This window comes from Microbacterium sp. DT81.1 (assembly GCF_049844955.1).
Taxonomy (GTDB): Bacteria; Actinomycetota; Actinomycetes; order Actinomycetales; family Microbacteriaceae; genus Microbacterium.
The window spans coordinates 199384-225453 of record NZ_JBNCMA010000005.1 but is presented as its reverse complement, the minus strand read 5'-3'; the positions used below and the strand labels follow the sequence as shown (position 1 = coordinate 225453).

The 26070-nt window shown below is 69.2% G+C and carries 20 protein-coding genes; 15 read left to right on the top strand and 5 right to left on the bottom strand.

Going from position 1 to position 26070, the window contains the following annotated elements; genetic code table 11:
• Positions 1-40: 40 nt before the first annotated feature.
• From ACLQ2Q_RS14905 to ACLQ2Q_RS14875, 7 genes are all read left to right on the top strand, one after another.
• Positions 41-1216: a zinc-dependent alcohol dehydrogenase gene (locus tag ACLQ2Q_RS14905; protein WP_425821256.1), complete on the top strand. Its 1176-nt coding sequence runs from the start codon at positions 41-43 to the stop codon at positions 1214-1216.
• Between the two features lie 60 nt (positions 1217-1276).
• Positions 1277-2518: an NAD(P)/FAD-dependent oxidoreductase gene (locus tag ACLQ2Q_RS14900; protein ID WP_425821255.1), complete on the top strand. Its 1242-nt coding sequence runs from the start codon at positions 1277-1279 to the stop codon at positions 2516-2518.
• Positions 2519-2548: 30 nt separating this feature from the next.
• Positions 2549-3475 carry an RNA polymerase sigma-70 factor gene (locus ACLQ2Q_RS14895; protein WP_425821254.1) on the top strand — a complete coding sequence of 309 codons (927 nt, stop codon included), beginning with the start codon at positions 2549-2551 and terminating at the stop codon, positions 3473-3475.
• 111 nt (positions 3476-3586) lie between these two features.
• On the top strand, positions 3587-4354 hold the full coding sequence (locus ACLQ2Q_RS14890; RefSeq protein ID WP_425821253.1) for a 3-oxoacid CoA-transferase subunit A: 768 nt from the start codon (positions 3587-3589) through the stop codon (positions 4352-4354).
• The gene (locus tag ACLQ2Q_RS14885) at positions 4351-4992 is read left to right on the top strand and encodes a 3-oxoacid CoA-transferase subunit B (RefSeq protein WP_425821252.1); all 642 of its coding nucleotides are present in this window, start codon (positions 4351-4353) and stop codon (positions 4990-4992) included. The genes ACLQ2Q_RS14890 and ACLQ2Q_RS14885 overlap by 4 nt, the downstream gene beginning before the upstream one ends.
• Position 4993: 1 nt before the next feature.
• Positions 4994-6160 (top strand): thiolase family protein, encoded by a 1167-nt coding sequence (locus ACLQ2Q_RS14880; protein ID WP_425821251.1) that lies wholly within the window; start codon positions 4994-4996, stop codon positions 6158-6160.
• Positions 6161-6400: 240 nt separating this feature from the next.
• Positions 6401-7264, top strand: a complete 864-nt coding sequence (locus ACLQ2Q_RS14875; RefSeq protein ID WP_425821250.1) for an IclR family transcriptional regulator domain-containing protein — start codon at positions 6401-6403, stop codon at positions 7262-7264.
• 128 nt (positions 7265-7392) lie between these two features.
• On the opposite strand, the gene ACLQ2Q_RS14870 is transcribed toward ACLQ2Q_RS14875, so the two are convergent.
• Positions 7393-8382: a LysR family transcriptional regulator gene (locus ACLQ2Q_RS14870; RefSeq protein ID WP_425821249.1), complete on the bottom strand. Its 990-nt coding sequence runs from the start codon at positions 8380-8382 to the stop codon at positions 7393-7395.
• A gap of 228 nt (positions 8383-8610) precedes the next feature.
• Here ACLQ2Q_RS14870 and ACLQ2Q_RS14865 point away from each other — a divergent pair, with 228 nt between their 5' ends.
• Genes ACLQ2Q_RS14865 through ACLQ2Q_RS14850 form a run of 4 tightly spaced genes read left to right on the top strand, consistent with a single transcriptional unit; the run spans position 8611 to position 13845 of the window.
• Positions 8611-9900 carry a C-glycoside deglycosidase beta subunit domain-containing protein gene (locus ACLQ2Q_RS14865; RefSeq protein ID WP_425821248.1) on the top strand — a complete coding sequence of 430 codons (1290 nt, stop codon included), beginning with the start codon at positions 8611-8613 and terminating at the stop codon, positions 9898-9900.
• 26 nt (positions 9901-9926) lie between these two features.
• On the top strand, positions 9927-11405 hold the full coding sequence (locus ACLQ2Q_RS14860; RefSeq protein ID WP_425821247.1) for a C-glycoside deglycosidase beta subunit domain-containing protein: 1479 nt from the start codon (positions 9927-9929) through the stop codon (positions 11403-11405).
• Between the two features lie 20 nt (positions 11406-11425).
• Positions 11426-12367: an alpha/beta hydrolase gene (locus ACLQ2Q_RS14855; RefSeq protein ID WP_425821246.1), complete on the top strand. Its 942-nt coding sequence runs from the start codon at positions 11426-11428 to the stop codon at positions 12365-12367.
• A complete protein-coding gene (locus ACLQ2Q_RS14850; RefSeq protein ID WP_425821245.1) occupies positions 12364-13845 on the top strand; it encodes a family 43 glycosylhydrolase in 1482 nt (493 codons plus the stop codon). The genes ACLQ2Q_RS14855 and ACLQ2Q_RS14850 overlap by 4 nt, the downstream gene beginning before the upstream one ends.
• Positions 13846-13857: 12 nt before the next feature.
• On the opposite strand, the gene ACLQ2Q_RS14845 is transcribed toward ACLQ2Q_RS14850, so the two are convergent.
• The 4 genes from ACLQ2Q_RS14845 to ACLQ2Q_RS14830 form a co-directional block, all read right to left on the bottom strand.
• Positions 13858-14487, bottom strand: a complete 630-nt coding sequence (locus ACLQ2Q_RS14845; protein WP_425821244.1) for an SGNH/GDSL hydrolase family protein — start codon at positions 14485-14487, stop codon at positions 13858-13860.
• Between the two features lie 50 nt (positions 14488-14537).
• On the bottom strand, positions 14538-16706 hold the full coding sequence (locus tag ACLQ2Q_RS14840; RefSeq protein WP_425821243.1) for a glycoside hydrolase family 3 N-terminal domain-containing protein: 2169 nt from the start codon (positions 16704-16706) through the stop codon (positions 14538-14540).
• Positions 16707-16792: 86 nt separating this feature from the next.
• Positions 16793-18094 carry an ABC transporter substrate-binding protein gene (locus ACLQ2Q_RS14835; RefSeq protein WP_425821242.1) on the bottom strand — a complete coding sequence of 434 codons (1302 nt, stop codon included), beginning with the start codon at positions 18092-18094 and terminating at the stop codon, positions 16793-16795.
• Between the two features lie 249 nt (positions 18095-18343).
• Positions 18344-21562: a glycosyl hydrolase gene (locus tag ACLQ2Q_RS14830; protein WP_425821597.1), complete on the bottom strand. Its 3219-nt coding sequence runs from the start codon at positions 21560-21562 to the stop codon at positions 18344-18346.
• A gap of 169 nt (positions 21563-21731) precedes the next feature.
• On the opposite strand from ACLQ2Q_RS14830, the gene ACLQ2Q_RS14825 reads away from it, so the two are divergent.
• The 4 genes from ACLQ2Q_RS14825 (at position 21732) to ACLQ2Q_RS14810 (ending at position 26022) form a co-directional block, all read left to right on the top strand.
• Positions 21732-22691 (top strand): carbohydrate ABC transporter permease, encoded by a 960-nt coding sequence (locus tag ACLQ2Q_RS14825; protein WP_425821595.1) that lies wholly within the window; start codon positions 21732-21734, stop codon positions 22689-22691.
• A 5-nt stretch (positions 22692-22696) separates the two neighbouring features.
• Positions 22697-23533 (top strand): carbohydrate ABC transporter permease, encoded by an 837-nt coding sequence (locus tag ACLQ2Q_RS14820; protein ID WP_425821241.1) that lies wholly within the window; start codon positions 22697-22699, stop codon positions 23531-23533.
• A gap of 159 nt (positions 23534-23692) precedes the next feature.
• Positions 23693-24487, top strand: a complete 795-nt coding sequence (locus ACLQ2Q_RS14815; RefSeq protein ID WP_425821240.1) for a TIM barrel protein — start codon at positions 23693-23695, stop codon at positions 24485-24487.
• On the top strand, positions 24484-26022 hold the full coding sequence (locus ACLQ2Q_RS14810; protein WP_425821239.1) for a GMC oxidoreductase: 1539 nt from the start codon (positions 24484-24486) through the stop codon (positions 26020-26022). Before ACLQ2Q_RS14815 ends, ACLQ2Q_RS14810 begins: the two co-directional genes overlap by 4 nt.
• Positions 26023-26070 lie beyond the last annotated feature (48 nt).

Below are 26070 nucleotides of genomic sequence, written 5' to 3'. Positions count from 1 at the left end.
TGAGGATTCGACTCGCCGAGTCGACCGGGGAAGGCGGATGATGAAGGCTCTCACTTGGCAGGGCAAGCGCAAGGTCAGCGTCGACGAGGTCGAAGACCCTCGGATCGAGCACGACACCGACGCGATCGTGAAGATCACGTCCACGGCGATCTGCGGATCAGACCTCCACCTCTACGAGTTGTTCGGACCCTTCATCGACCCGGGTGACATCCTGGGCCACGAGTCCATGGGCGAGGTCGTCGCCGTGGGCAGCGCGATCACGAAGCTCGCGGTCGGCGATCGCGTCGTAGTGCCCTTCAACATCGCCTGCGGGCTCTGCTTCATGTGCACGCACGGCCTTCAGTCGCAGTGCGAGACCACCCAGGTGAAGGAGTACGGCAGCGGCGCGGCCCTCTTCGGCTACACGAAGCTCTACGGACAGATCCCCGGGGGTCAGGCCGAATACCTGCGCGTCCCGCTGGCCGATCACAACCACATCCCGATCGGCCGCGAACTGCCGGATCAGCGCTACCTGTTCCTCAGCGACATCCTGCCGACCGCATGGCAGGGCGTGAAGTACGCCGATGTGCCCGATGGCGGCACCCTGGCCGTGATGGGGCTCGGTCCCGTCGGTCAATTCGCCGCGCGCGTCGGCGTGCACCTGGGCTACCGCGTGCTCGCGGTCGATCCCGAGCCCGAACGGCGGCAGATGGCCGCTCGGCATGGCGCCGAGGTGTTCGACCTCACCGACGACATCGTCGAGGAGCTTCGTGACCTGACCGATGGACGCGGTGTCGACTCCGTTGTCGACGCCGTCGGGATGGAGGCGCACGGCAACACGGGGATCAAGGTCGCCCGGGACGCGATCGGGCTGCTTCCCGACCCGGCGGCTCGACTCCTCATGGAGAACGCAGGCGTGGACCGGCTGGCGGCGCTGTATTCGTCGATCAATGTCGTGCGTCGTGGCGGGACCGTCTCCCTGAGCGGCGTCTACGCGGGCGAAGCCGACATCCTCCCCATGAAGACCATGTTCGACAAGCAGGTGACCTTGCGGATGGGGCAGTGCAACGTCAAGAGGTGGATGGATGACCTCGTGCCGCTCGTCGAGGACCCCGCCGACCCGCTGGGCGTCATGGATCTGACCACGCACGAGCGACCCCTTGAGGAAGCACCCGCGCTGTACGAGATCTTCCAGAAGAAGGAGGACGGCTGCATCAAGGTCGTGCTCAAGCCCTGACCCGGCATCGGCCCGATGGCGCTCATGTCACAGGCGACAGGCCCATCTCGTCTCGTGGGTATGAGCGCATTCAACAGAGCATCACACAGCACCCGCATGCGGGTCCTCGTCGTCGGCGGCGGGTTCGCGGGCGCCATGGCTGCCGTCCGCCTGGCAGGCAGGTCGAAAGGGCGCGTCGAGGTCACCGTGGTCAACCCGCGGGCCGCATTCGTCAACCGCATCCGCATGCACCACGTCGCCGTCGGACGACCGGTCCCCTTCCCCAGCCTGTCGAGCCTGCTGGGTTCGGGCGTGACATTCGTCGAGGGGTATGTGACGGCGCTCGAGCCGGAGCTCGGTCGGGCCGAGGTGTCGGGGCCGGCCGGCATCCGCACCGTCTCGTTCGACAGGGTCGTCCTCGCCACGGGGAGCACCACCGAGCGGGCACCCATCGCGGGACACCAGCACGTGTACGGCGTCGGTGACATCGACGCCGCGCACAGGCTTCGCCCGGCGCTCGCCTCCTTGTCGGAAGGGTCCACTGTGACCGTCGTCGGCGGTGGGCTGACGGGACTGGAAACGGTCGCCGAGATCGCCGAGAGCCGGCCGGACCTGGATGCCCGACTTCTCACGGCCGGCGAGATCGGCGGGTGGTTCGACACCCGAGGCCAGGAGTACGTGCGCGGAACGCTCGGCCGACTTCGCGTCGACGCCGTCGGCGGCACGCGGGTGCGCGCCGCCGAGCCGGGGCGGCTGCACCTGGACAGCGGCATCGAGGTGCCGTCGGACCTCACCGTATGGTGCGGCGGCTTCGCCGCGCCGCCGCTGCCACGCGAGTCCGGGATCGCCGTGGACGAACAGGGCGCAGTGCTGACGGATGCCGCGATGCGGTCGATCTCGCATCCGTCGGTTCTGGCGGTCGGCGACAGCGGCCACGCACCAGGACCCGGCGGCGGCCGCTACAGCATGTCGTGCCAGTTCGCCTTCCCGTCCGGCGCCCACGCGGCGGACGTGCTGCTGCGGGAAGCCCTCGATGACGCCGGCGAGAACCCCGGCCGCGAGGACGCGGACGCCCTCGACCTCGGATTCCTCGGGCGATGCGTGAGTCTGGGCCGGCGCGCCGCGATCCTGCAGCTGACCGACAAGGAAGACGTCGCGACAGGACGGTCGGCCGTCACCGGGCGCACGGCCGTGATGATCAAGCGGGTCCAGCTCGCCGGCATGGCGGCGGCCGTGAGCACCGAGCGTCGCCTGCCCGGCCTCGTGAGATGGCCGAAGGGGGAGCCGGTGACTGCACGCCACACCCAGACGGTGACAGGCTGAGAGGTGCCGGCGCAGGAGGGAGAGGGCGAAATGACGCGTGTCGCCGAGTTCGAAGAGCTTCGTCCGCTTCTCTTCTCGATCGCCTACAGGATTCTCGGCAGCGTCTCCGAGGCCGAGGATGCGGTGCAGGACACCTGGGTCAGGTACGCGGCATCCGCGACCGAGCCCGCATCGGTGAAGTCCTTCCTCGCGGCTGTGGTGACCCGCACCTCCATCGACGTCCTGCGCTCTGCGCGCGCCCGGCGGGAGACCTACGTCGGGCCATGGTTCCCCGAGCCGCTCGTCGCGGATCCCTATGAAGATCCCGAGCGGGCCGCCGAGCTGGCCGACTCGGTGTCGATGGCCGCGCTGCTGCTGCTCGAGAGGCTGAGCCCGCTCGAACGGGCCGTGTTCGTGCTGCGCGACGTGTTCGGGTTCGAGTTCACCGAGATCGCGGCGGCCGTGGACCGATCCGAGGCGGCCTGCCGTCAGCTGGCGGTGCGCGCCCGCCGGCACATGGAGGAGGGCCGGCCCCGGTTCGCTGCCGAGCACCGGGAACGGGAGGAGCTGGCGGCGAGATTCTTCGATGCGTTCCGCGAGGGCGATGTGGACGGGCTCAAGGAGCTGCTGGCGGCGGACGTCCAGGCCATCGCCGATGGCGGCGGCAAGGGCCCCGCCTTCGTTCACCCCGTCGTGGGGGCCGACAACGTCTCGAGACTGGTCGGCGCATTCGCGCCGCTCTTCGGCGGCGTCGGGCTGGTCCCGGAACTCCACGACATCAACGGCCAGCCGGGAGCGATCTTCCACGACCGCGAGGGCAGGGTGGTCGCGATCATGGTGCTCGATGTACTCGATGGACGCATCCAGACAATCCGCACGGTCGTGAACCCGGACAAGCTCGAGCATCTCGGACCGGTCGCGGACGCGTGGGCGATGCGCGACCAGATGCTCGAGATGCGCCGCCGCTCACGGGAGTGACGGTCGAGCCGAAGGTGCGGACGCCCGACGAGGGCACCGATGGCGGCGGCATCCGATCACTGGTATCGTTGCGTAGCGAACACGTGTACGCACAGCGAACAGCGAGGCCTCATGATCGACAAGACGGTTCCGGATGTCGACGCCGCCGTCGCCGGCATCCCCGACGGCGCGACGGTGATGATCGGCGGGTTCGGCCGCGCCGGGCAGCCGGTCGAGTTGATCGACGCCCTCATCGCCTCGGGCGCATCCGAGCTCACGATCGTGAACAACAACGCGGGCAACGGCGACACCGGCCTCGCCGCCCTCCTCGCGGCGAAGCGTGTGCGCAAGATCGTGTGCTCCTTCCCCCGGCAGAGCGACTCCTGGGTCTTCGACGGGCTCTACCGCGCGGGGGAGATCGAGCTGGAGCTCGTGCCGCAGGGCAACCTGGCCGAGCGCATCCGGGCCGCGGGTGCCGGCATCGGCGCGTTCTTCTCACCCACCGGGGTCGGCACGCAGCTCGCCGAAGGCAAGGAGTCCCGCACGATCGAGGGCCGCGACTACGTGCTCGAGCATCCGATCCGAGCCGACTTCGCCCTGATCTCCGCGCTGAAGGCGGATCGATGGGGCAACCTCATCTACCGGCGCACCGCGCGCAACTTCGGCCCCATCATGGCCACCGCGGCCGCCCAGACCATCGTGCAGGTCGACGAGATCGTGCCGCTCGGCGGGCTGGACCCCGAGGTCGTCGTGACGCCCGGCATCTTCGTCGACCGCGTCGTCGCCGTCGGTGAGCGGGCCTGGCTGCGCGACGGCGTCTTCCTCGGTGGCGTGGATGTCGCCGGCGAGCCACTCTCTGGTGCCCCCTCGCCCTCGACCACCGGGGAGGTGACCCGATGACGACACGCATCAGCCGCGACGAGCTCGCGCGGCGCATCGCCGCCGACATCCCGGAGGGTTCGTACGTGAACCTCGGCATCGGAGCGCCGACTCTGGTTGCGAACTTCCTCCCGCGCGACCTGGAGATCATCCTGCATACGGAGAATGGGATGCTCGGCATGGGCGAGGCGCCCGCTCCGACCAAGGTCGACCCCGACCTCATCAACGCCGGCAAGCAGCCCGTCACCGAGCTGCCGGGTGCCGCCTACTTCCACCACGGCGACTCGTTCGGCATGATGCGCGGAGGCCACCTCGACGTGTGCGTGCTGGGCGCATTCCAGGTGAGCGAGGGCGGCGACCTCGCCAACTGGTCGACGGGTGAGCCGGGCTCGATCCCCGCCGTCGGTGGTGCGATGGATCTGGCGATCGGCGCGAAGCAGATCTTCGTCATGACCGATCTGCTCACCAAGCAGGGCGGCTCCAAGCTCGTCGCCGAGTGCACCTATCCGCTCACCGGCGTCGGCTGCGTCACCCGCGTCTACACCGACTACGCCATCTTCGATGTCACCGCGGACGGCTTCCGCGTGCGTCAGCTGTTCGGCGACAACACCGTTTCGGAGCTCTCGGAGCTCACCGGACTCGCACTCGAAGGAGACTGAGATGACCGCGAGCTATATCTATGACGCCGTGCGCACCCCGTTCGGACGGTACGGCAAGGGCCTCGCCGACGTGCGCCCCGACGACCTCTCGGCCGTCGTGATGCGCTCGATCGTGGAGCGCACGGGGCTGGATCCCGCCCGCATCGACGACGTGCTGTGGGGCGACGCCAACCAGGCCGGCGAGGACAACCGCAACGTCGGACGCTTCGGCGCCCTGCTCGCCGGCTTCCCCTCGACGGTGCCCGGTACGACGATCAACCGCCTCTGCGGATCGTCGATGGATGCCGTCATCCAGGGCAGCCGCGCGATCGAGACCGGCGACGCCGACATCATCCTCACCGGCGGCGTCGAGTCGATGAGCCGCGCCCCGTACGTGCTCGAGAAGGCCGCCAAGCCGTTCCCCGCTGGCAATCAGACGATCTGGAACACCTCGATCGGGTGGCGGATGGTCAACCCGAAGCTCCGCAAGGACTGGACGATCAGCAACGGCGAGAGCGCCGAGAAGCTGGCCTCGGTCTACGGGATCACGCGCGAGGCCCAAGACGCGTTCGCCGCCGCGAGCCATCGCCGCGCCGCCGAGGCGTGGGCCGCCGGCGTCTACGACGGCGAGATCGTGCAGGTCGAAGGGCATGAGCTGGCGCGCGATGAGGGCATCCGCGACGATTCGACGGTCGAGACGCTCGCCGGCCTGAAGCCGGCCTTCGCCGCCGACGGCACCGTGACAGCGGGCAACTCGTCGCCTATCAACGACGGCACGTCCGCGGTGCTGCTGGGTGCAGAAGGGGCGATGGATGCCGAGCCGCTGGCGCGGATCACGGGCCGCGGGGTCTTCGGCAACGATCCGGATGTGTTCGGAGTCGCTCCGGTCGAGGCGGCCAACCGCGCGCTGGCGCGCGCCGGTCGCACGTGGGCCCAGGTGGACTTCGTCGAGCTCAACGAGGCGTTCGCATCGCAGAGCCTGGCGTGCCTGCAGCTGTGGACCGAGCTCGACCCGGACAAGCTGAACATCCACGGCGGCGCGATCGCCATGGGGCACCCGCTCGGGGCCTCGGGCGGCCGCATCATCGGCCACGCGGCGCACGAGCTCAAGCGTCGCGGCGGCGGGGTCGCAGTCGCCGCGATCTGCATCGGCGTGGGCCAGGGCCTCGCCGTCGTGCTCGAGCGGTGAGACGGCCGCCACCCGCCGTACACAATGCAGGACTTCGGACTATCCGCAGGGCCGTCGGAGGCGGATTGTCCTGTGGATCGCGTGATCTCCTGCGTTGTGCATCGAGCCCGGGCTCGGCGACCGGCATGCCCCGGTCCCCGAGCCTGTCGAGGGGTCGAGGGGTCGACGCCTCGACAAGCTCGGCGACCGGGTGGGTAGGGTGAGCCGGTGACTGACGGCCGGGCAGGGGAGGATGAACGGATGACCGACGCCGACCCGCGGTCGCTGAGCGAGCGCCAGCGAGACGAGGCGCCCGACGCCGACCCGCGGTCGCTGAGCGAGCGCCAGCGAGACGAAGCGCCCGCACCTGCGGCCGGCGAGGAGTTCGTGCAGTCGCTCGCCCGGGGGCTGGCGGTCATCCGGGCGTTCGATGCGGAGCATCCGGAGCTCACCCTCAGCGACGTCGCCCGGCGCACGGGCCTCACCCGTGCCGCGGCTCGTCGATTCCTGCTCACCCTCGAAACCCTCGGCTACGTGAGGTCGGACGCGCGCGCCTTCGCCCTGACCCCCCGGGTGCTCGAACTCGGCTTCAGCTACCTCTCGGCCCTGTCGCTCCCGGGGATCGTGCAGCCGCACCTCGAAGCCCTCTCCCGCGAGGTCGGCGAGAGCGTCTCTGCGGCGGTGCTCGACGGGCCCGACATCGTCTACGTCGCCCGCGTGCCGACGCGGCGCATCATGAGCGTGCGCATCACGATCGGCACGCGGTTCCCCGCCTATGCGACCAGCATGGGGCGCGTGCTTCTCGCCAGCCTCGCGTCGGGCGAAGTGGATGCCGCGGCATCCACTCTGCCCGCTCTCACCGAGCGCACCGTCACCGAGCCGGCCGCGCTCCGCGCCGAGCTGGCCCGCGTGAGCGACCAGGGCTGGGCGCTCGTCGACGGGGAACTCGAGCCGGGCCTGCGCTCCATCGCCGCCCCGCTGCATGCCCGCGACGGCGCGGTCGTCGCGGCGATCAACGTGTCGACGAGCTCGACCCGCGACTCGGTCGAGCACCTGCTCGAGGCCTACCTCCCGCTGCTCCTCCGCACGGCGCAGGCGATCGACGCGGAGCTCCGGCTCGTCTGAGCGCACCCACCCACCCGTGGGACGCGAGCCCACCCAGGCTTCCACGTCCCCGCCTGACCGTTCCACAGGCACGCGAAAGGACGCAAAGTGCGGCAACCCCTGGAGGGATTCCCGCGCTTCGGGTCCTTTCAGCCCACAGGTGCGGGGGCGTGGGGGGATGCGAGGGCGTCGTGGGTCGGGGCGACTTCGTGAAGGCCGGCGGCCACGAGAGCGGCCGCCTCCTGGAAGATCGCCCGCATCCACGCGTGCTCGGGGTCGCGGTTGTGCACGGGATGCCACCAGAGCGCGTTGACCACGGGTGTGGCGTCGAACGGCGCGGGCAGCACGCGGATGCCGCCGACCTTCTGCGCAAGGGGAGCGAGGCCGGCCTGCAGCAGCCCCAGCCGATTGGTTCCGGTGATGAAGTGCGGCAGCGAGAGGAAGCTCTCGACGACGGCCTCGACGTGCGGCTCGATCCCGAGCTGCTGGAGCTGTCGAGCGGCGGACGTGAACGCGGTCCGCGTCTGATACGTGAAGACCCACGGCAGCCGCCCGAGGTGCTCCATCGTGAGTTCGTCGCCGATGGCCTCGTTCGACTCGGAGGCGAGGATCACCCAGTCGTCCCGCCAGAGGTCGGCGTAAGGGAGGTCGGTGAGGTACCCGTGCGGGATGACCATGCCGTCGACCGAGCGCAGCCTGGTCGAGACCTCCTCGACGATGGCCGGGTTGTGCAGCATGAAGCGGAATCGCACGCCCGGCGCCCGCTCGGCCGCGAGCTTCGAGACCGCCGTGCCGATCGTGGCGAATCCGTAGTCCGAGCCGTAGACCGAGAACTCGCGTGTGGAATCCCGGGGGCTCCAGCTGGCCTGACTCTCGAAGACGCGCCGTGCCGCCTCGAGCGCCGTCGTGGTGTGCTCGGTGAGGCGGATCGCCAAAGGTGTGAGCTCGTAGGTGTTGCCCCGCCGGGCGAGGATCGGGTCATTGAAGTGGGTCCGCAGGCGCGCGAGCGAGGCGCTGAGGGCCGGCTGGCTCAGGTGCAGCCGCTCCGCGGCGCGCGTCACGCTGCGCTCGGTGAGCAGGGCGTCGAGCGCAACGAGCAGATTCAGATCGAGCCGGGAGAGCAGCGGTTGATCGGACACGGCGATGTGTTCCTTAGAGTCGGGATTTCTCGTGCTCAGTGTATCCGCCGCATCTATGGAATCCAGGGCCTCATCGGTCGGGACGATGATCAACCCGCGTTCTCGTTATGCGCGCATCCATCATTCTTACGCGTGTATGCGACATAACGCTGATACGGTGAAGACGGCTCAGCGGCGCGCACAGGGGACCGCCGGCCGGAAATCCCTCCCACCAGAGAGCGAGCATCGATGCTTCTCGAGCGAGACCTCATCCAGTCCACGGGCTTCCGAAACGTGCGGGACGGGGATGCCATCGTCGGATTCCAGTTCCACGTGCGCATGCAGTCGTACCGCGGCATGGCGGCATCCCTGATCGACGGCATCGCCGTCAGAGTAGGCGATCTGGTCGATGTCGGCCCCGAGGTTCCGCTCTGGACCTTCGGAGGTCGCACCTACACGCTGCGGGAGCTCTGGGAGAGCGAAGGCGTTCGCTGGCAGCTCGAAGAGCCGGGCGTCGTCACGGTTCCCTTCCCCGGCGGGCTGCCGGAAGGCATCCACGAGGTCTCGGTCGAACTCCGCCTGCGGATGTCGTACATCCCTCTCGAGCACCAGCCCAGCGTCTTCCGCGCCACCAAGCGCATCACGCTGACCTCCGACCTCGACGGCGGACCCTTCAAGTACGGCGTCTCGCTCTACAGCTTCATGCACGACTACGGAACGGTGCTGGATCTCGAGACGGCGCTTGCGGCGGTGGCGGATGTCGGCGCCACCGGTGTCGAGATCCTCGGCGAGGGCCACGTCGCGAACTACCCCGAGCCGTCGACCGCGTGGATCGACGCCTGGTTCGGGCTGCTCGAGAAGTACTCGCTCGAGCCGACGAACTACGGCTCGTGGATCGACACCCGGCTGCACCCGGGCCGGAGCATGTCGGCCGAGGAGGGCGCGGCGACGCTGCAGCGAGACCTGCGCCTGGCGAAGCGCCTCGGATTCCGCTTCGTGCGGCCCAAGATCGGTGTGGTGTCGAGCGATCTCATCCCCGACCCGATCTGGACCGAGTCCGTCGAGCGGAGCCTCGACCTCGCCGCCGAGCTCGACGTCGTGATCTGCCCGGAGATCCACTCGCCGACGCCCATCAAGCATCCGGTCGTCGACGACTACATCGCGCTGATCGAGCGCACCGGCACGAAGCATTTCGGGCTGCTCATCGACACCGGCATCTTCCAGGACCGCCCGATCCCGCTGCGACCGGGTGAGACCCGCGAGACCCGGCCGGCGTTCCTCGACGGCATCGGAGTCGACCCCGCCGACCTGGTCGACATCGGCAAGTACATCGCCTTCGTGCAGGCGAAGTTCCACGACATCGACGACACCCTCGAGGATCAGCAGATCCCCTGGGAGCCGGTGCTGCGGGGCCTCCGCGACGCCGGATACAGCGGGTACCTCTCCAGCGAGTACGAGGGCGACCGCACGCCGTGGCGCTCGCTCGAGCAGATCCGGCGCCAGCATTCGCTGATGCGCCGCGTCGCCTCTCAGCTCTAATCCCCTTCACCCGAACAGGACACGACATGCCCAACGGACTCCTCTCCGACGACAGCCTTCGCACCCACCCGGACGGGCTGGCTCTCTCGCTGACCCTGCCGTGGTACCGCAGCCTCTGGCTCTCCTCCGTCGGCACGCTCAGCGTCACGATCGACGGTGCGCCCGTCGATCCCGCCGACGTGACGTTCGAGCTGGCCGGCACGCGCTATACCCTCGAGCAGCTTCCGGAGCAGAGCGACGTGCTGTGGTACCTGCAGGAGCACCCGCTGCTGATCGTGCGGCGCGATGCCCCGATCGCGCTCGGGGAGACGCATGAGGTCGAGATCTTCGGCGAGCTGCGCCTGCCGTACATGCAGATTGCCCCGGGGCAGGACGGCGGTCCCGGGATGTACGTGCCGAACATCGTCCGCCAGTCGCTGACGCTGACGGCGACGGATCGGGACGCCCCGGCCCCGGCGCTCGTCTCCGACGTGCCGCCGCCACCCGCCGCCACGGAGGACGACCCCTTCAAGCTCGGGCTGACGCTGTACTCCGCCAGCGGGGAGTTCCGCGCCGGCTGGTACGACTTCGACGGGCTCCTCGACCGAGTCGCCGAACTCGGCATCGGCCCGGGTATCGAGATCGTCGCCTCCCAGGTTCTGCGCACTTACCCCCAGGTCACCGACGAATTCGTACGCACGTGGCGTGCGGCTTTCGACCGGCACGGGTTCGACGAGAGCTCCTTCGGCGCCAACCTCGACATGGGGCGCCGGCGGGACCGCGACATGACGCCCGACGAGGAGTTCGAGTTCAGCGAGGTGCTCTTCCGAGGAGCCAAGAAGCTCAGGTTCCCGCTCGTGCGCATCCAGAGCGCCAAGCCCGAGCTGCTGCGGCGGCTGCTGCCGGTCGCCGAAGAGCTGGACCTCAAGCTCGCGTACGAGATCCACGCGCCGATGGGGCCGAACTCCCCCGAGATCCTGAAGGTGCGCGAGGTCTACGACCAGCTCGACTCGCCGCTCCTCGGCTTCGTCGCCGACTTCTCATCGACGATGCATGCGATGTCGCCGACCCTCCTGCGTGCGGTGCGCAAGGCCGGTCTGGACGACGCGTCCGTCGAGCGGATGCAGGAGATCTGGGCGACCGATGCGTCCATGCGCGAGCGCCAGCAGGAGTTCATCGGCTACCTGCAGTCCCGCGACTTCGACCCGGGTCGCCTCGGCTCCTTCGCCCACCTGGCCTTCAACATGCAAGGGCACGTCGATCCCCGCGAGTGGGGCGACATCATGCCCCAGATCCTCCACGTGCACGCGAAGTTCTACGACATCGACGAGAACGGCCAGGAGCCGGCCATCGACTATCCCGAGCTCGTCCGGGTGTTCGTCGACGGCGGCTACCGCGGCTATTGGTCGAGCGAGTGGGAAGGTCACGCGTTCGCCGAGACGGGCGAGGTCGACCCGCTGCTGCTCGTCCGCAAGCAGCACGACCTGATCCGCAGCAGCATGCGCGCGGTCCGGCAGCCGGCGTAGCTCGAGGGCCCCGAGACGACATGACGCACAGCGACCCGATCACTCCCGTCGACGCGGGTCTACCGGACTTCCGGCGGCTTCCCGTTCCGGACGCGCTGGTCTGGCTGGCCGAGCACGGCGAGCCCGATGACCCGCGCACGGACATCGACACGGCTTCGCTCGTGCGGCGTTTTCCCCACCTCGCATCCGTGGAGACCACGGACGAGTCGATCACGGGTCCGAACGGGCCGGTGCCGATCCGGCTTTACCGGGATCCGTCGGCCAGTCCGACCGGCCGCGCCCTTGTCTGGGTGCACGGCGGCGCGTTCATCGGCGGCCACCTCGACATGCCGGAGTCGAACTGGTTCGCGCGGGAGCTCGCCAGCCGCGGCATCCCGGTCGCCGCCGTGGACTACACGAAATGCCTCGGGGGCGTGCACTACCCGACGCCCTCCGACGACGTGCTGGCCGCCTGGCTGCATGTCAGGGATGCCGCGGGTGAACTGCTCGGGGTGCCGCCGACCGCGCTCGCGCTGGGGGGCGCGAGCGCGGGCGGTGCGCTCACTGCCGGTGCCGTGACGCGCCTGCGGGACGCCGGCGACAAGCTGCCGGACCGCTTGGTGCTCGTGTACCCGTTGTTGCATCCCAACGGACCAGCCCCTTCCGCGGAGGTCGACGCGGAATCGCCGCACGGACAGCTGACGATGAATTACGCGGGGAGCACCGATGCCCTCGCTGATCCCCACGTCTTCGCGGGACTCGGCCACGGCCGCGACTTCCCTCCCACGCTCGTCGTCGTCTGTGAGCTGGACGAGTTACGTCCGTCCGGAGAGATCTTCGTGGCAACCCTTCGGGCGGCCGGGTCCGAGGCCACCCTCTACACCGAGGCATCCGCCCGCCACGGACACATCGATCACCCGGGGGCGGAGGATGCGCTGCGCACGATCGCCGCGATCGCCGACTGGTTCGGAGGCTCCGCGTGACGAAGGTGACCTTCCGCAACCCTGTGCTCGCCGGCGACCGGCCGGATCCCGCCGTCATCAAAGTCGGGGACGAATACTGGATGACGTACTCATCGTTCGAGGCGGCGCCAGGGCTTCTGCTCTACCGCTCGACAGACCTCGTGAACTGGACGTATGAGTGCGCGGCGCTGCCCGAACCGATCGGCAACACCTTCGCGGTGGACATCGCCGAGCACGACGGGCACTTCTACATCTACATCCCCTTCATCCCGACTCCGTGGTCGACGCTGACGGATGCCTCGATCTTCGTCATCCACGCACCGGCGATGAGCGGACCGTGGTCCGAGCCGATCGATCTGGGAATCCGCGGCGCCATCGACCCCGGACACGTCGTCGGAGAGGATGGCCGGCGGTACCTGTTCGTCAGCGGGGTGCGGCGCATCGCGCTCGCTGACGACGGGCTCTCCACCATCGGCGAACTGGAGCACGTGTACGACGGCTGGCGGTACCCGGACGAGTGGGTCACCGAGTCGTACGCGCTTGAGGGGCCCAAGCTCTTTCGCAAGGACGGCTGGATCTACCTGGTGAGCGCCGTGGGCGGGACGGCGGGCCCGCCCACGGGTCACATGGTGATCGTGGCGCGGTCGCGCTCCGTGCATGGGCCGTGGAAGAACCACCCGCGCAACCCGATCGCTCGGACGACGGAGGCCGCCGAGCGCTGGTGGTCCCGAGGACATGCGACCCTCGTGCCGGGGCCGGCTCGGGCCGATGATTCCGACTGGTGGATGGTCTCGCACGGCTACGAGAACGGCTACCGCACGCTGGGCCGTCAGATCCTGCTCGAGCCGATCCGGTGGAGCGAGGACGGCTGGCCGGAGGCAGCGCTCGCGGATCCCGGGGCCGAGATCGAGGCGCCGTCCGGAGCGGATGGTCAACGGCCTCCCGCGGGATTCGAGGACGACTTCGCGACGCTCTTGCTCGGCGAGCGCTGGGCCTTCCACGCGCCATCCCGCGGTGAGGGCGGGCGGATCCGGGTCGAGGACGGCATGGTGATGGCGGGCAAGGGCACGTCGCCCGCTGACACGTCGCCCCTGGCCATGCTTACCGGCGACCACTCCTACGAAGTCGAGGTGGAGCTGACTCTCGAGTCCGCCGGCGTAGAGGCGGGTCTGCTGCTGTTCTTCAACAACCGGCTCTTCTGCGGGATGGGAATCGACGGCGAGCGGATGCTGAGCTACTCGGGCGGCATGCGCACCCACTGGCGGGAGCCGGTGGGTTCGAGTGATCGCATCGCGCTCCGCATCCGGAATGATCAGCACATCGTGACCGGCTGGTATCGGCTGCCCGACGGTGAGTGGATTCGTCACGCCGTGCGCTACGAGACGTCCGGCTACCACGCCAACACGATTGGCGACCTGCTGAGCCTTCGCCCTGCGCTCTACGCGACGGGGAACGGCTCGGCTCGTTTCAGGAACTTCCGCTACCGCCCGCTCCCCTGAGCGCACAAGCGGCTAGTGCTTCGCCGCCTCCCACCAGGTGTGCGCGAGCAGCTCGTTGCCGGCGTCGGTCGGGTGTATCCCGTCGGCGAGGAGCGTCCGCGCTCCCTGGGACGCGGCCGCCTGCGCGAGGATGGTGTCGAGAGGGATCAGCTCGGCGTCGAACCGGGACGCCAGGTCCCGCACGACGGCGATCTTCTCGTCGAGGTCTTCTTCGTGCCAACGCGCCTGGTCGGCCGTGAACGGCACGAGGAACGGCTCCATGAGCACGAGCCGGTCCAGCGCCGAGGCCCGTTGTGCTTGGTCGAGGATGCTCGCGTAATCGGCCTTGAAGTCGGCGGTGCTCGTGGGGTCTGCCTCGTCGTATCGGCGCGCCGTGTCGTTGATGCCGATCAGAACCGTGAGCACCGAGGGCGCGATGCTCAGGCAGTCCTCGGTCCACCGCCTTCGCAGGTCCCGCACGCGGTTGCCCGCGATCCCGCGATTGACCACGGTCATGCCGGTCCCGGCATCCCGGGCCCTCTCGGCAATCCGGCGGACGAAGCCGCTACCGAGCGGTGCGTACTCGGAAGTCCTTCGGTAGTAGTCGGTGATGCTGTCACCGATGAAGAGTGCAACGGTGCCGTCTTCGGGAATGGGGTGCATTCGATCTCGTTCCTTCGCTTGAAGAATGGTTCCGCCGGCCGACGGAGACCTCAGATCACCCGCAGCTCGACGAACTGCGTGTGCTTGAGGGCGCCACCGATGTGCAGGTGGAACGTACCCCGCTCGACGCGGAAGGAGGCGCCGACGCCGTCCGTGACCCAGAACCCCAACTGCTCCTGCCCCACCGAGAACTCGATGACCGCCCTCGCGCCGGGTTCGAACGTGCGGCGCTCGAAGGCGACGAGGCGACGAACGGGGGCAGCGACACTCGCCACGAGATCCTCTATGAAGAGCTGAATCACCTCGTCGCCGCGACGGCCTGACGTGTTCGTCACATCGAGGGACAGTGTCACGGCCTCGCCCGCATGGACCCGCTCGAGTTCCAGCTCCGCAACGGTCAGCCGTGGCTCTCCGTGGGTGAAGGTGGCGTAGCCGGAGCCGTGCCCGAAGTCGAACTCGGGCCCGAGCTCCGAGTCCAGGTACTTCGAGGTGTATTTGTCCTGAACGTTGTCGGGACCGTGCAGCCCCACGTCGGCGTGCTCGAGCTCGAGAGCGCCGCCGGTGGTCGCCGGGCGGCCTGTGTTCTCATGTGCGTAGTAGACCGGGACCTGGCCGACGGAGCGGGGAAAAGACATCGGAAGCCGCCCGGCGGGATCGCGCTCGCCTGTCAGCACGTCGACGATGGCCGCCGGCGCCTCGGTGCCGCCGTGCCACACCTCCAGCACCGCCGGTGCCTTGTCGATCCAATCGGCCACCACAAGAGGGCGACCGTTGGCCAGGACGACGACGAACGGGATGCCGCATCCGGCGATCGCGCGGATCAGGTCGGCCTGCCGGCCGGGCAGCCGCAGGTCGCTGCGCGACGCCGCCTCGCCCGAGAGGGCCGACGGCTCGCCGACGCAGATCACGATGGCGTCGACGATTCGCGCCGCCGCGACGGCCGCGGCGATGTCGTCCGATCCGTCCCCGAGGAATGAGACTCCGGGCACCACCTGCACCTCGGTCGCCGGCCAGCGGGCGCTCAGCTCGCCGGCGATCGACCCGGACGGCGCCGCGAAGGATTGCGTCCAGGCGCCGAGATGATCCGTCGAGTCGGCGTACGGACCGGTGAGCAGCACTCGCGCCGGTGCCGAGAGCGGCAGCGTGCCGTCGTTCTTCAGCAGAACGGCGGCGCGGGCCGCGGCGCCCCGAACCAGTTCGCGCGCGGCCGCCGTCGGGGCGACCAGCTCGGCGTCCTCGTCGACGTACGGGTTCTCGAACAGGCCGAGCGACTCCTTCAGGGCGAGCACCCTGGCGACCGCGTCGTCGATGCGGGCGCCGTCCAGCACGTCCGGTGTCAGGGCGGCGGCGACATCCGACGGCGCTCCGCCCATCTCGACATCCAGCCCCGCCTCGTACGCCATGCGGACGGCCTGCACCATGTCTTCGGCGACGCCGTGCGGGAGCAGGTTGCGAACTCCGTCCGCGTCGCCGACGACGATGCCGCCGAATCCCCATTCGGACTTCAGCACATCGGTGAGGAGGTGCCGGTTCGCGTGCATCGGGATGCCGGAGACGGTGTTGAAAGACGCCATCACGGCGGCGGCCCCGGCGTCCACCGCGGCCCGGAACGGCTCGAGGTACACGTTTCGCAGGCGGTGCGTCGACACGTCGACCGCGTTGTAGTCTCGGCCGCCCTCCGGCTGGCCGTAGGCGACGAAGTGCTTGGCGGTGGCGGCGATGCTGTCGGCTGCGGCCAGGTCGGTGCCCTGGTAGCCCCGCACCATCGCGGCTCCGAGAACGGCGTTGACGTGGACGTCTTCGCCGAAGCCCTCGACGACACGACCCCAACGCGGATCGCGCGAGACGTCGATCATGGGCGAGAACGTCCAGGTCACCCCTCCGGAGCGGGCCTCGGTCGCCGCCAGGCGGGCGAGGCCCTCGACGAGCTCGGGGTCGAAGGCGGCGGCCATCGCGAGCGGCACTGGTGCGATGGTGCGCTGGCCGTGAATCACGTCGAGTCCGATGAGAAGGGGGATGCCGAGCCGGGTGTGCTCGACGGCCTCCCGCTGCAGCGCGTTGGTGGCGGCCGCCGAGCGCGGCCAGAATGTCGAGCCGATGCCCGCACGGACGAGCGCCGCGGCGTCTTCCGGGCGAGGGCGGAAGACGATCTGGAGCTGCCCCAGCTTCTCGGCCCAGGTCATCCCGTCGATGAGCTGCTGCACTCGGGGGCTCGTCATGTCTCTGTTCTCTCTGGGCTCTGTCTATGGGCGAAATGCCGCAGCCCAGGAACCGGGATCCCTGGGCTGCGGCCGGAAGTCGGGGACTACTCGCCCCAGGCGGCATCCATCTCTTCGAGGACCTGATCGACGGTCTTCTGACCGGTCAGCAGGCCCTGGACGCCGGTGCCGAGGGTGGTGTACACGTCCGGGTTGGGCCATCCGGCATTGGGGACGCCGGTGTAGGCGCCGGAGGCCAGCAGCTCGCCGATCGGCTCGTAGGCAGGCGACAGCGTTTCGGCGTCGATACCCGTGATCGGAACCGCTCCCGACAGTTCGGCGAAGGCAGCCGCCTGCTCGGGCTGGGCGACCCAGTCGAGGAACTCCTGAGCGGACGACTTGACGGCGTCTTCCGAAGAGGCGTTGATGGCCCACGCGTAGTTGGCGCCGGTTACCGTGAACGCATCCTGACCGTCCGCAGGCGGGAACGCCTGCACGTTGAGCTCGGATCCCGTCGCGGTGCCGATCGACGCCGCTGCGGAGCCGGGCACGGCCGCCGTGAGCGATGTGCCGCCACCGAGACCGGCCGTGATGCTGTCGAACGTGCCGCCCGCCGCGCCGTCCTGGAAGCAGCCGCTGTCATTCATCTCGACGATGTCCTCCAGCACGTCCTTCCAGCCACTGTCGGCGAAGGTGACGTCTCCGCTGGCACGCTGCTCGTTCCAGTCGGGGTTCTCCGCGTATACCCGCGTCGCGGAGATGAGCATGGAGAACAGGCCGGTGTTGAAGGGGACGCCGCCGGCGAGGACCGAGAAGGTCTTGCCCGCATCGCGTGCCTCCGTGCACGCCGCGAGGAGATCGTCGTAGGTCTCCGGGTAGTCGATGCCCGCCTCTTCGCCGGCGGTGACGTTGAACACCATGCCGACCGGCGTGATGGCAGTGGGCTGGGCGTAGGTCTCACCGTCGATCTGGAACTCCCCTTCGCTCCCGGCCGGAAGCAGGCCGGCCGAGGTCTCATCGAGCGGCTCGAGGAAGTCGGCCTCTGCGAGGGTGATGACAGAGATCGGCTGGCCGGTTCCCGGTGAGAGGATCATGACGTCTGCGGCATTGCCGGCCTGGAGCTGCGTCGTGACCTGCGAGTTGTAGGCGTCGGACGGGTAGGGGATGACCTCGATCTCGACGCCGGTCTCTTCGGTGTATTTCGCGGCGGTCTGGGCGTAGAAGTCGTCGGCGTCATTCGCCGCGGCGACCATCATCGAGAATCCGGCCGCGCCCCCGTCGCCGGAGCCGCCGTCTGAATCGCCCGAGTCGCCGCCTCCACCGGTGCAGCCGGCGAGGAGGAGGGCGCCCGTCACCGGGATCGCGAGGAGCGTCCACCGGAGGTGCCGTGTGGCTGTCTGCTGTGACATGTCAAGCCTTTCATGACGTCGTTGTCGCCAGAGCGGGTGCTGGCGCGGCCGGTGGCCGCAGATCCAGCGTGGCACACATAAGCGCTATTCCGACATAAGGATTGCTGATGCACGGCAAAAGGGGCGCTGATCTGTGCGCCCCCGTTACGGACGGCACCCGTGGGTTTGGGGCGGATTCCCTCCCGTGGGGCGCGAATGGTGCGCCCCGAAGGCGGGATCGCGCCCCAAACCCTGCCGGAAGGTCGGGGGTCAGCCGATCCGCTGCGCCACGAGCGTCACGGGCCCCGCCAGCCCGGCGGGGAGGGGCGCCGCCGCCGGCTCATAGACGTCGGCCATGGGCGCGAAGATCTCGCCTGTGGCCGCGGATGCCTCGCCGATGAGCCGGTTGCGCCACGGGGTCGTCACTTGCACCTCCAGAACGTTCCCGCCCTCGCGGATGGCGGCGGTCACGTCGACCTGGAACGGCGCGGTCCATGCGATTCCGCAGTCCGTGCCGTTCACGAGCACCCGGGCGATGTCGCCGACCTGCCCGAACTGCACGAGCAGTCGGTCGGCGCTCGCCGAGACGGCATCCAGGTCGAACGGAAGACGATAGACGCCCGTGCCGGAGAAGACGCGCGCCTCGGCGTCGAGGTCCGTCCAGAGCCGGGGTCGCGGCTCCATGTGCACGTTCTCGCGCCCCGGAAGGTGCAGCATCCACGCCCCCCGCAACTCGATGCCGGTCTCACGCGCGATCGGCGCATCCGCATCGGTGCCTTGCATCACGAACACGGAACCGAACGCGGGCAGAGACAGCGCGAACGACCGGATGTCGCCCTCCGTGCCGGCGGCAGGGAGCGCGTTGCGGGTCAGCATCACCGGGTCCCAGCCGACGAGCGGGCCGACGGAGGCCGGCACCCGCACGGTGACCTCGATCGGCTCGCGCTTCGGATTGGCGAGGAACGTCACCCGGCGCCCGTCGATGAGGCGGGCGATCTGGCGGACGGGGCCACCCTCCACCACGAACTCGGCCGCCTCGCCCAGCTCGGCGAGCGCGGCCGCGAGATCGTCCGTCGCGATCATCCGGCCCGCTGCACCCGACCAGATGCGCTCGCAGGCTGCATCGAAGTCCGCGGGTTCGTCGGCGAGCGACGGCGAGGACAGGGGCCGCTCTCCGACGACGGTCGCTCCCGCCGCGAGCAGGCGCTCGATGTGCCCCAGGCTGGACACGGTCAGTCGCCGGCTCGCTCCTCCCAGGTAGAGCACCCGATAGGTCGCGCCGGCGGAGGCCAGCCGGCCGTTCTCGACACGCAGGATGTCGCGGAGCGCGTCGGCGCCGATGTAGTCGAAGTCGAACCCCGGAGGAACCGACTCGTCCGTCCGGTGCTCGAAGAGCCCGGTAACCGGTGCCTCCTCGCCGACGAAGACCGCGATGTCGACCGCCGGCCGGCCGGTGTTCAGCATCGCCGCGCACCGCGACAGATAGTCGATCCACGGGCGAGCGACGCCCGCCCAGGTCTCGTTCACGGTGAACGCCTGTCCCAGGAACGGGGCCAGGGCGATCCCGGGCGGCGGCGCGGTGATCGGCTGGTGCGGAGAAGTGTGGATGCAGAAGCGGGTCACCCCGAGCGCGAGCTGCAGATCGGCGACATGCTTGAGACTCTGCGGCGTCGAGCTCCATGGCCGCTCGAACGACGTGAACGCCTCGGAGCCGGTCCACTTCTTGTCGTACACGTGGGCGACGGATGCCGCGCCCTTCAGGTCGGCGACGTACGTCGGGCGCGGCTCCCCCTGCGGTCCGAACGTCCACATCGCACCCATCGGCACGTCGGCGTGCGAGCGCATGGCGAGGTCGTCGCCGAGTTGCGGCCTCCCGTCCTCGAGCGCTTCGGCGTAGTGGACCATCCCGTGCCGGTGCGCCACCGACGCGATCGTGCCGTAGTAGGCCGAGGCGAAGAGCTCGGCGATCGTGCGGCGATAGTCGAAGAGGAATCGATCGGATTCCGCGGCCGAGCCGACGACGAAGCCGGCAAGGGCGGGAAGCCACGGCGTCGGGTCGTACCCCCGTGATTGCCGGAACTGCTCGAGGATCCGCTCCGTCCAGTTCTGGGGGCCCGCCTCGATGCTGTCGCTCAGCAGGGCGCCGATGGGGCCGCGATCCGCGTCGGCGGCGCCGAAGGTGCGCGAGAGGTACGACTCCAGGTACGCCGCGACCCGCGCTCCATCGAGCTTGTCGATCTCGAGGCCCGTGACGTCGGTGAGGGCGGGACCGTTGGTCTGGCCCGTGAGCGAGGCGCCGAGTCGCAGCACGCGCCAGCGACCCGCCGGCGCGTTCCAGTGCAGGATGCCGCTCTTCACCTGATCTGTGAGATCGACGACCCCGGCCGGATCGAGCGTGCCGCCGCTCACCCCGGGATCGGTGTCGACGGCGAAGTAGTCAGCCACGACGCCGAAGCCGGCCTTCTCCTCCGCACGATGCACGCGCCCGCCCGGGCGGAGCACGAACTCCGAGACCCGGAATTCGGATGCCCGCCGGAGGACGGGTGGGAGGCGTACGCCGTCTCCGACCGGGGGCAGCGCGTCGGCGGCGCTCGCCGCGGAGAGGACGAGGCGGAACGTACGTGCCCGCACCGGCGGGAAGGCGGCCGTTCGGGCCGGGACCGCCGTCGCCGGCAGTTCGATCACGTCGTGGAACGCGATCCCGTTCTGGCTGGCCTGCAGAACGGCCGTCGGTGCCGGCGCCGCCCCGAATCCCCGTGGCCCCGGCAGCCCGACGGTGATCGAGCCGACCCACGTCGGCTCGGCGAAACGCTGCTCCACCCAGGTCGCGGACCATCCGTCGGGGTCGCGCGGCAGTTCGATCGAGGAGGCGAACGACCCGTCGCACAGGGGAGACCAGTCCTCGACCTCGCCGGCCGCGGCGAACGAGTCGGGTCGAAGGGTCTCGTGGTCGTCGTCGGCCGCAAACGCCAGCACCCGCCAGTCCGACGAGAACGACAGGGCCCCGGCATCCGTCCCCCAGCGGGGGCAGTCCTGATAGAGACCGGCCGTAGCGGGCAGGGGAGGGAGCGGGATCGCTAGCGGCCCGCCCCCATCGACCAGCTGCTCCGACCAGACCACCTTCTTCATGGCATCCGCGGGCTCGACCCACGGGGCGCCGGCGGCGCTCCAGCCGGCGGAGGTGGCGACGGCGAACTCCAGGCCGAGCTCTTCGGCCGTGCGGGTCGCCACGGACACCGCTTCCGCCCAGGCGTCGCTCCCCGGCCGAACGGCGTGTGGAACGACGAGCGGCACGCCCATGCCTCCGTCGAAGAGCTGCACGCCTCGCACGCCGACGGCGTGCAGCCAGCGCAGATCCCGCCGGATGCCGTCGACGTCGACGTTGCCGTCCATCCAGTGCCACCACACTCTCGGTCGCGCCGAGTCGGGCGGCTCAACGAACGTTCGCCAGAGCTCCGTTCGCAGGTCGTCGCCATTGTCCCGATGCATGGTGGTCACCGACGAATTGTCCCAGCGTGGGGCTGCCCTTGCCCGGCCGGGGCCACTTATACCCGATATCGGAAGTACTTATGTGTGCTTTCGACGCAAGCGTGTGATAGTAGACCGCGAGCGCTCCATGACGATGATGGGGCACCCCGACAACGAGGTCAGAGAGCAGATGACAGTGACGATCGACGAGAACAGTACTCGCACCCTCACCGTGCCCCCTCGAGCCCGGCGCACGCCGCCGCCGCGGGACCGTCGCAAGCCGTTGCTGCAGTTCGGTCACTGGTGGTGGGCGCTGCCGGCGATCGTATTGGTGATCGCGGTGCACTACGTGGCCACCCTCACCGGGGGATTCTTCGCGTTCACGAACTGGACCGGCCTGGGCGACTGGGAGTTCATCGGCCTCGACAACTTCGTCCGGATCTTCAACGATCCGCAGCTGCTCGGGGCGGTGTGGAACACGCTGTTCCTGGCGTTGGCGTCGGTGCTGCTCACCAACATCTTCGGCCTGCTGTTCGCGCTGGCGATCAACCGGATGCTGAAGTCCAGGTACATCCTGCGAACCCTGCTGTTCATGCCCGTCGTGCTCAGCCCCCTCGCCGTCGCCTACGTCTGGAAGTTCATCTTCCAGTTCAACGGACCGCTCAACGACCTGCTGGGATTCCTCGGTTTGGAAGAGCTGCAGAAGGTCTGGCTCGCGGATCCCACGTGGTCGATCTGGGCGATCCTGATCACCGTCGTCTGGCAGCAGACCGGCTTCACGATGGTGATCTACCTGGCAGGGCTCGCCTCGGTTCCCGTCGAGGTCGAGGAGGCCGCCGCGCTGGACGGCGCGGGCATCTGGGGCCGCTTCTGGAACGTCACCGTTCCCGCCATCCGCCCCTCGATCGCCATCGCGACCACCCTCGGCATCATCCAGGGGCTGCGCATCTTCGACCAGATCCTCGCCCTCACCGGCGGTGGACCGGCCGGCGCGACCGAGACCCTCGCGACCGAGGTCTACAAGCAGGCGTTCTCGCTCGGGCAGTTCGGCTTCGGCTCGGCGCTCGCGCTCGTGCTCACCGTGATCATCCTGGCGTTCGCCATCCTCCAGCAATTCGTCACCCGCGACCGCGACGCCGGAAGGGCCTGAGAAACATGTTCCGCTATACCAAAGCCACCGCGGCCCGTGAGGTCCTCGTCTGGATCATCACCCTTCTCGGGCTCCTCCCGTTCTACATCCTCATCGTCACCTCGCTGAAGAGCGACGAAGAGGCGCTGACCACCAGCGCCGTCGCGCCGCCGACGTCGATCGACTTCAGCGCGTTCGTCGAGGTGCTCACCACCACGGGCCGCAACAGCATCCCGATGAGCATCCTGAACAGCGTGATCATCACCGCCGGCGCGATCTTCGGCCTGGTGCTGCTCGGCTCGGTCGCGGCGTACGTGATCGCCCGCCGCACCCGCCGGTGGACGACCTGGACGTACTACCTCGTGCTGATCGCCATCATCCTGCCCGCGCAGCTGGGAACCGTTCCCCTCTACATCGGCGCGCGCAGCGTGGGGCTCACCGGCAACGCGATCGGCATGATCCTGCTCTGGATCGCCATCCTGCTGCCCCTGTCGGTGTTCCTCTACGCGAGCTTCTTCCGCGGGCTGACCACCGAGTACGAGGAGGCCGCCGTCATCGACGGTGCGTCGCCGACCCAGGCCTTCTTCCGGGTCGTGCTGCCGTTGATGGCGCCGGCCACCGGAACCGTCGCCATCCTGGCCGGCCTCATCGTCTGGAACGACTTCTTCAACTCGCTGATCTTCCTCGGCGGATCCACCACCCAGACCCTGCCCGTCGCGATGTACACATACGTCGGTGGCCTCGTCTCGGCCTGGAACAAGATCTTCGCGGTGGTCATCATCTCGATGATCCCGATCCTCGCGTTCTACATGTTCGCGCAGAAGAAGTTCATCCAGGGCTTCGCCGGCGGACTGAAGGGCTGATCCGCCGCGCGGACATCCATCGATTCGAGAGCGGCCGGATCGTCGAGCTCGGGAACCCGCGGGGTCCCGAGCATGCCGCCCACGACCATCCGATGTTCTGACCCTACGACAAGCTCAGGGACCGTCCTTCGACAAGCTCAGGAACCGAAAGGCACATATATGTACCAGCTCGCACCCAACATCGAACTGCTCTTCACCGAGGCCGGCGACTACCACGACCGCGTGCGCGCGGCCGCGGCATCCGGATTCGACGCCGTCGAGATGTGGGGGCCGACCGGGGTCGACGCCCCGACGACGCCGAAGGACCTGCCCGCGCTGAAGGCGGCGCTCGAGGAGACCGGAACGCAGCTGACGGCGCAGCTTGCCGAGCCGCGGACGCAGTTCATGATCCCGCCGTGGGACCACTCGGAGTTCTACCGCAAGCTCGACGAGGGCGTCGAGATCGCGCACCTCCTCGGTACACCGCGCATCGTCGTGGGAAGCGGCACCGGGTTCGGCGGGTGGAAGCGCCAGGTGCAGCTCGACAAGCTGATCGAGATCTACCAGAAGGCCATCGCCCAGATCGACGGGTCGGGGATCACGCTGGTGCTCGAGCCTGTCAACGTGCGGGTCGACCACCCCGGCTCGCTGCTGGATCGCACCGCCGAGGGCGTGTACGTCGCTCGTGGCGTCGACTCGCCGAACTTCGGGGTGCTCTACGACATCTACCACTCCGCCGTCGAGGGCGAAGACATCGAGACTGAGCTGGCGAACGCCGGCTCCATCATCAAGTACGTCCAGCTGGCGGATGCCCCAGGCCGCGGCGAGCCCGGCACCGGTGACCTCGACTGGCCGGCCACGCTGGCCGTTCTCCGCGGCTCCGGCTACGACGGGCCGATCGGCCTCGAGTACTATCCGCAGGCCGCCTCCGAGGAGTCGGTGCGCTACATCCGCGACGTGGCGGCGCAGGCATGACAGGCCGCTACCCGGAGCGCGTGGATGTCGCGATCGTCGGCAGTGGTCCCGCAGGTGCCGCGTACGCCCGCATCCTGAGCGAGAGGTCACCGGAAGCCACGGTCGCTGTGTTCGAGGTCGGGCCGATCGTGACCTCCCCGCCGGGGGCCCACGTGAAGAACATCGCCGATCCCGCCGAGCGCGCCAGCGCGCAGACGCGCTCGGAGGGCCCGCACGCGCAGGAGAGCGCCGATCGCACCGGCGGCATCGTCAAGACCACGCAGCGACGCGCCCGCCCGGGCACGTTCCTGCTGGAGACCGGATACCAGGTCGAGGGTGAGGACGGGCTGCCCGTGGCGGCCATGTCGAGCAACGTCGGCGGAATGGCCGCGCACTGGACGGGCGCGTGCCCGCGGCCGAACGACAGCGAGCGGATCGCGATCCTCGACGCCGACGGCAGCTTCGACGAACTGCTGTCCGAGGCCGAGCGGCTTCTCGGTGTGACGACCGACGCGTTCGACAGTTCGCCCTATGGCGACCTGGTGCGCACGCGCCTCGCGGCCGCCGAGGATGCCGGTCGCATCGCGACGACGCGGGTGCAGCGGATGCCGCTCGCCGTACACCGCAGGGAGGACGGCAACCTCGTCTGGTCGGGCTCGGATGTCGTGTTCGGCGACGTCACCCGCGCCAACCCGCGATTCACGCTCTTCGACGAGTCGCTCGTCACGCGCGTGCTGATCGAGGACGGCCGGGCGAGCGGCGTCGTCGTCGAAGACCGGCGCACGGGTGAGAGCGCAGAAGTGCGCGCCCGTTTCGTCGTCGTCGCCGCAGATGCACTGCGCACGCCGCAGCTGCTCTGGGCTTCCGGGGTCCGTCCCGACGCACTCGGCCGGTATCTCAACGATCAGGCCCAGATCGTCTTCGCCGTGCGCATCCGCGACCTGCCGACCACCGACGCCGAAGGCGGCGGCGCCGCCACCGGCCTGAGTGAGTACAGCGGTGTCACGTGGGTGCCTTTCACCGACGGCATGCCCTTCCACGGGCAGGTGATGCAGCTCGACGCCTCACCGGTGAAGCTCGCGGACGACGACCCGGCCGCGCCCGGCTCCATCGTTGGCCTCGGCCTGTTCTGCGCGAAGGACCTGCAGGCCTCGGACCGCGTGGAATTCTCCGATCGCGACGTGGACGGATACGGGATGCCGGCGATGACGGTGCACTACCGGCTCACGGCGCGTGACCACGAGGTGATCGCCCGCGGCAAGGACGAGATCGTGCGACTCGGCAAGGCCGTGGGGGAGCCGCTGGATGACCGCCCCTTCGTGATGCCCCTCGGCGCCTCGCTGCACTATCAGGGCACCACCCGCCTCGGTGCAGTGGACGACGGGTCGAGCGTGTGCTCGCCTCAGGGGCAGGTGTGGGACGTCCCTGGACTGTACGTCGCCGGCAACGGGGTCATCCCGACCGCCACGGCGTGCAACCCGACGCTGACCGGAGTGGCCCTCGCCGTCAACGGCGCGCGCCATATCGCCACTGCGCTGGCCGAAAGCCCCGAATAAGTCGATTCCTTGACTTATGTTGAAATCTAACATTAGACTGTAGAAACA

What these genes read in the sequence shown, in the direction of transcription:
- ACLQ2Q_RS14880 (WP_425821251.1), top strand. Translation starts at nt 4,994, where the DNA reads ATGACCGCGAGCTATATCTATGACGCCGTGCGCACCCCGTTCGGACGG.
- ACLQ2Q_RS14835 (WP_425821242.1), bottom strand. Translation starts at nt 18,094, where the DNA reads ATGTCACAGCAGACAGCCACACGGCACCTCCGGTGGACGCTCCTCGCG.
- ACLQ2Q_RS14820 (WP_425821241.1), top strand. Translation starts at nt 22,697, where the DNA reads ATGTTCCGCTATACCAAAGCCACCGCGGCCCGTGAGGTCCTCGTCTGG.
- ACLQ2Q_RS14855 (WP_425821246.1), top strand. Translation starts at nt 11,426, where the DNA reads ATGACGCACAGCGACCCGATCACTCCCGTCGACGCGGGTCTACCGGAC.
- ACLQ2Q_RS14840 (WP_425821243.1), bottom strand. Translation starts at nt 16,706, where the DNA reads ATGACGAGCCCCCGAGTGCAGCAGCTCATCGACGGGATGACCTGGGCC.
- ACLQ2Q_RS14860 (WP_425821247.1), top strand. Translation starts at nt 9,927, where the DNA reads ATGCCCAACGGACTCCTCTCCGACGACAGCCTTCGCACCCACCCGGAC.
- ACLQ2Q_RS14900 (WP_425821255.1), top strand. Translation starts at nt 1,277, where the DNA reads ATGAGCGCATTCAACAGAGCATCACACAGCACCCGCATGCGGGTCCTC.
- ACLQ2Q_RS14830 (WP_425821597.1), bottom strand. Translation starts at nt 21,562, where the DNA reads ATGCATCGGGACAATGGCGACGACCTGCGAACGGAGCTCTGGCGAACG.
- ACLQ2Q_RS14895 (WP_425821254.1), top strand. Translation starts at nt 2,549, where the DNA reads ATGACGCGTGTCGCCGAGTTCGAAGAGCTTCGTCCGCTTCTCTTCTCG.
- ACLQ2Q_RS14885 (WP_425821252.1), top strand. Translation starts at nt 4,351, where the DNA reads ATGACGACACGCATCAGCCGCGACGAGCTCGCGCGGCGCATCGCCGCC.
- ACLQ2Q_RS14845 (WP_425821244.1), bottom strand. Translation starts at nt 14,487, where the DNA reads ATGCACCCCATTCCCGAAGACGGCACCGTTGCACTCTTCATCGGTGAC.
- ACLQ2Q_RS14890 (WP_425821253.1), top strand. Translation starts at nt 3,587, where the DNA reads ATGATCGACAAGACGGTTCCGGATGTCGACGCCGCCGTCGCCGGCATC.
- ACLQ2Q_RS14865 (WP_425821248.1), top strand. Translation starts at nt 8,611, where the DNA reads ATGCTTCTCGAGCGAGACCTCATCCAGTCCACGGGCTTCCGAAACGTG.
- ACLQ2Q_RS14810 (WP_425821239.1), top strand. Translation starts at nt 24,484, where the DNA reads ATGACAGGCCGCTACCCGGAGCGCGTGGATGTCGCGATCGTCGGCAGT.
- ACLQ2Q_RS14875 (WP_425821250.1), top strand. Translation starts at nt 6,401, where the DNA reads ATGACCGACGCCGACCCGCGGTCGCTGAGCGAGCGCCAGCGAGACGAG.
- ACLQ2Q_RS14905 (WP_425821256.1), top strand. Translation starts at nt 41, where the DNA reads ATGAAGGCTCTCACTTGGCAGGGCAAGCGCAAGGTCAGCGTCGACGAG.
- ACLQ2Q_RS14825 (WP_425821595.1), top strand. Translation starts at nt 21,732, where the DNA reads ATGACAGTGACGATCGACGAGAACAGTACTCGCACCCTCACCGTGCCC.
- ACLQ2Q_RS14815 (WP_425821240.1), top strand. Translation starts at nt 23,693, where the DNA reads ATGTACCAGCTCGCACCCAACATCGAACTGCTCTTCACCGAGGCCGGC.